Source organism: Vibrio sp. 1288, from assembly GCF_033344475.1.
This window is the reverse complement of record NZ_JAWPOX010000073.1, coordinates 1-4,289: the sequence shown is the minus strand read 5'-3', so window position 1 is coordinate 4,289 and position 4,289 is coordinate 1. Positions and strand designations below refer to the sequence as shown.

Annotated in this window: 7 protein-coding genes; all 7 read right to left on the bottom strand. The window is 44.3% G+C overall.

From position 1 onward, the window contains the following. Positions 1 to 698: zonular occludens toxin domain-containing protein (locus R8O11_RS24600; RefSeq protein WP_318194535.1), on the bottom strand; the 698-nt coding region annotated here is incomplete at its 3' end. Beyond that, entirely contained in the window at positions 695 to 1,009 is a 315-nt protein-coding gene (locus tag R8O11_RS24595; protein WP_025509939.1) for a DUF2523 family protein, read from the bottom strand. The genes R8O11_RS24595 and R8O11_RS24600, both read right to left, overlap by 4 nt. Before the next feature lies 1 nt (position 1,010). Further along, the gene (locus R8O11_RS24590; RefSeq protein WP_318194534.1) at positions 1,011 to 2,576 is read right to left on the bottom strand and encodes a methyl-accepting chemotaxis protein; all 1,566 of its coding nucleotides are present in this window, start codon (positions 2,574 to 2,576) and stop codon (positions 1,011 to 1,013) included. A 132-nt stretch (positions 2,577 to 2,708) separates the two neighbouring features. Continuing rightward, a complete protein-coding gene (locus R8O11_RS24585; RefSeq protein WP_140253319.1) occupies positions 2,709 to 2,939 on the bottom strand; it encodes a phage coat protein in 231 nt (76 codons plus the stop codon). A 7-nt stretch (positions 2,940 to 2,946) separates the two neighbouring features. Further along, positions 2,947 to 3,192, bottom strand: coding sequence for a single-stranded DNA-binding protein (locus tag R8O11_RS24580; protein ID WP_025625076.1), 246 nt, complete (start codon positions 3,190 to 3,192; stop codon positions 2,947 to 2,949). Between the two features lie 11 nt (positions 3,193 to 3,203). Then, positions 3,204 to 3,539 (bottom strand): hypothetical protein, encoded by a 336-nt coding sequence (locus tag R8O11_RS24575; RefSeq protein ID WP_017636225.1) that lies wholly within the window; start codon positions 3,537 to 3,539, stop codon positions 3,204 to 3,206. 1 nt (position 3,540) lies between these two features. Then, a partial coding sequence (locus R8O11_RS24570) for a replication initiation factor domain-containing protein (protein WP_318194533.1) occupies positions 3,541 to 4,289 on the bottom strand: 749 nt, incomplete at its 5' end.

Sequence of the window (4,289 nt, the reverse complement as noted above, 5' to 3'; positions counted from 1 at the left end):
CAAGCCATGATGTTGATAGGCAAGCCAACACCCAAAAGCAAAGCAGTACCGATAACAGGCCATCGCTTCCAGAAAGGTCTAATGTCCTTTGCTTGCGCTTCCTGCACATGCTTGTTCGATTGAGAGTGGCTTTTGTAAAACGGAAAGTACTCTGATTTGTAAGAACGTATTGAAGTATTGACAACCTCACCGTTGCAACCATCTTGCACCTTTTTCGTGTATGAGTTGCTTGAGCCCATAGCCGTGTTTTTCGTGCATCGATAGGTCACTTCAATCATGTCCTTAATATCTCGATGCACTTTGCGGATGTTCTGAGTAAGCAGAATGATATCAACACCATAGTGACGATGAATCGAGAACCACTCAAGAATCGCAGCAGGAAGCCCGCGAGACGGCAAACTCATATGAGCCTCATCTACAACGTACAAAGGCCCCTGTCCTTTCTCATTTCGCCATTCATCCGAGTAATCACCAATCTGACTAAATGGACGACTTGTAGAACCAAAATCAGTCAAACGACCATCAACAATCTTGATTAGGTCGCGAACGTGCTCACCAAATATCTTTACAAACCAATCAATGTTCAACGTGATGTTGGTAATGACTTTTCGACCGTCCTTGATGGCCGGAATAATATGATATGCGACAGCTTCATAAGTTTTGCCGCCTCCTGGTCTCCCTGCTATTGCGTAAATCATGAGCCTAACCTCGTAAACGGAATCAGTTGAAGCAACAAACGAATAGTGATTGCAGCAAGGATAATTGATAAACACTGAGGAACACCGACCGCAGCAAAAACCCAAGAGACAGTTGGAGGAATCGAAGTCATATACTGGCTCATATCAACAGGTGCAAAGAGAGCGAAAATGCCAGCAATCAGCGAATTAGCCGCTTCCATAACTTGCTCAACAATCCAAAAAAACAAATCCTTGAGCATGTCAAAAAGAGATAACAAGAGCTGGTACAAAAACACCAAAAGCTTGTTAAACAAATCAACTAACCAGTCCATATTAACCTCCGAAAATGATTCGACGCGCCGCAAAAATGGACGTCATGATGAGAACCGAACGAACAAAACCAAAAACCCAATCAAAGCTAATATGCTCCTCGAAACTGAAGTCACCGAAGAACGGAACCGGAAGAACAAACGAAGGACGTTGAGCATTGGACAAGTCCAAATTACCGAAAGAGCTAACAAAATTATCTATGGTGTTTACTTTCAAATCATTGAGCTGACCAGAAACCAAGCCACCTAACCCCTCAGGATATTTAGATTCATAAAAACCAGTACACGTACCCGTCTCAATACAAGTGCCACCAATGCCAGCGCCAGACGTATCCGTATTAGCAATGCCATCTAACGTGTCTGAAATACCAGCAACATCCTCCGCGATGCCATCCATTGCACCTGCAATTTTCTCAACATCATCACCAACACCATTAATCGCATTGGTATTCTGATTCACGGCAGTTGTGATATCAGCATTGGCTTGCTGGATAAGCGCTTTAGTTTTTCGGTAAATCTCGTTGTCATTAGCTTGCTGCTTTTGAATGGCTTGCGTATTAGTCACAACCGAAGCATTGAGCGCGATGATTTGGTTTTGAACATCAGCACTAGCCTGATTGATATCAATGTTCATATCATTCAGAGCCTTGTTAACATCCTTATTCATTCCGGTTATTGCGTTAACAACCGCCGTATCTGTTGATTCATCCGTTGGCGGGTCCTCAACATCTGGTTCATCTGTTGGAGGCTTCGGAACGACAACGTCACTATCAGAATCCGGTAAAACGCTAGGGTCTTCGATATCACCGCCAGTAGGGTCATCTGGTTTATGAGTAGGGTCGTCAACGTCTGGGTTGTCTGGGTTGTCTGGGTCAGGATTATCAGGGTCTGGATTATCAGGGTCTGGATTATCAGGGTCTGGATTATCAGGGTCTGGTTTTTCTGGCTCAGGAAGCTCAGCAGAGCAACTGGAATCGGTACAAAAACCGTTTAACGTACCATGTTGACACTCATCACCAGTATAATGCGCATCAGCAAAGCAGTTTCCAGAATCGCAACCAACAAAGGTAGTGAGTTGAGCAGTACAATTGGAGGCAGAACCGCACCAAAAGTTACCGAGCATGTCACGACCATAAGCTTGCTCATTCCACCAAACACCTAAAGTTGGCTCTGTTTCCATTAACTTTTCACAGTGATTTTTAGAAGCCTCGCACTGTCGAGTTTCAGGATTATAAGTCTCACCATCTGGGCAAGAAGTAAAGGGCTTAACATGAACCGCATTGAAATAACGACCTCCCGACGACGCAACAAGGTAACCATTATCAACCCAGACCGAACTAACCGTGTACTCCTTCATATCAGTAGTAGATGTAAACCTAACACCAAGACAAGGAGTGATATTAGTAACTTGACCAACAGATAAACCGCAGTATTCGGAAGGCCAACTATATTGACCAGAAAGCCCAGTAACACGATAAAGTTTTGTTTTGTCATAGTCCTTTGCAGAAAAAGCACTAAACGAAACACTCAAAAGTATCACCAGTGCCGCAATGCTTTGTTTAATACTCATGTATAAACCTCATTAAAAAAGGGGACCGAAGCCCCCTATCCCCTAAAGTTTTGAGAGGCCACAAATCCAGCCATGCCACCCAAAAGCACAAAGACGATGAGAATGACATCGTGAAGAATGGCCAACATAAACTTAAGCCAGTTTCACAGCACGCTTAGCAAGAGTGATGGATTTATAGGCCATGGTAATGCCAATAATCAACAATCCAGCCGCGCCAATTTTTACAGCAACACCAGTAAGGTCGATTGCACTAAACGGGTCAGCACCAGCCTCACTTGCGAAAGCAGCACCAGAGAAAGCAGCCACAGCAACAGTAGCAGCACCACGTTTTGCGAATTTCTTCGCTGTATTGATGTATTTCATAAGTACCTCAGAGAAGTTTGATTAAACGAATTGCCATCTTGATGGCATAGGTAGAAATGAAGCCCCCAAAGAAAACCAAGGAAAAACCAAGGCTAAACATTTGAGTAGCTTCAGGGCCAGTAACCTGAGTGAAGTCCATAAGCGAACCGTATTCTTGAGCCGTAACCATGACGTAACCGCTACAAGAAGCAGCATCAACCTCAGGAACGACAGCAATGAAACCGTCAGCATTTGGAAGTGCGCACACAGGCATAATTAAAAACCTTACTTAGCTTTATCAGAGACAGGATTGTCGAACAGGCTGCGAATGACTTTGAAATCGCAAACCAAGTTACGGCGAGGGTCTTCTGGGTCAGGTTCGTATTCGAACTCAACAAGAGCGGGACACATCGTTGTTTCGAATTTAGCGAGAAGTGCATCGTTTGGCGCGAATGGAACCTCAACAGATTCAATGCCAAACGCAATTTGAGAGCCGTTTTCGTTTTCCCAAGGCTTGAGTGCCTTACCAGCAAACAAACGACCAATTTCATATTTTTTACCAGATTGCTTACCAACACCTTTTGAGTAAGTGCCACCTGTTAGAACGTAACGAACAGCCATGCTAATTCTCCATTATCTCTTTGATTATGTGTTTGTATGTGTCAGGCAAGTTGAGCAAATCACCTTGCGTTTCCTCGGATATGAGAAGTCCGAAAACTTTCTCCAAATCACCATCCAAGTACTTAGCAATATCCGCTAACGTACGACCGACTTGTCGACGAGCCCAACGAATACGCCCGTGCATATCGAGCGCAACTTGTTTCTTTTTTGTGACCACCTTTACAGGCGAACTTGCAACGATTGAAGCGCTATAAGCACAAATACCAGCAAAATAACCACTAATATTTAGCAGCACATCAACCGTCATATCTTTCAATTCACACTCACTTCGAAACCAAAACATATCGAGACCGAGTTGGGCTGCCTTGTTATAGATTCGCCAGTAAATGCGAGACGAGCGATTGCCTACCTCGAATGATTCATTGATAACTTTGCCGGAAGCCTCAGCGAAGTAACGTTCGCCAGCACTAGGGCTACGACCTTTATCCGAAGTTCTGAAGGCATCATCTGCGTAGGCTTTTTTGGCATAGTCACGACCAAACAGGCCGTGGAAGTCATCGACAGCAAGGTCGATTCGAGAGAGGCGATTACAATCAAGAAGCTGCAACCACCAATGCAAACGAAATGCACTTGTGTGCTCAAAAAGGTGTTTGCACCCTAGCCCCTCGATTTGGAAATAACAGGTTCCACGGTTACCGCCTAAAGCAACAAATCCAACGTGTTTGTTAGAGTGTTTAGTCATCAGGTGGC

Bases quoted from the DNA above. Each gene is read 5' to 3' on its own strand.
- R8O11_RS24595 (WP_025509939.1), bottom strand. From the start codon at position 1,009: ATGGACTGGTTAGTTGATTTGTTTAACAAGCTTTTGGTGTTTTTGTAC.
- R8O11_RS24590 (WP_318194534.1), bottom strand. From the start codon at position 2,576: ATGAGTATTAAACAAAGCATTGCGGCACTGGTGATACTTTTGAGTGTT.
- R8O11_RS24585 (WP_140253319.1), bottom strand. From the start codon at position 2,939: ATGAAATACATCAATACAGCGAAGAAATTCGCAAAACGTGGTGCTGCT.
- R8O11_RS24580 (WP_025625076.1), bottom strand. From the start codon at position 3,192: ATGCCTGTGTGCGCACTTCCAAATGCTGACGGTTTCATTGCTGTCGTT.
- R8O11_RS24575 (WP_017636225.1), bottom strand. From the start codon at position 3,539: ATGGCTGTTCGTTACGTTCTAACAGGTGGCACTTACTCAAAAGGTGTT.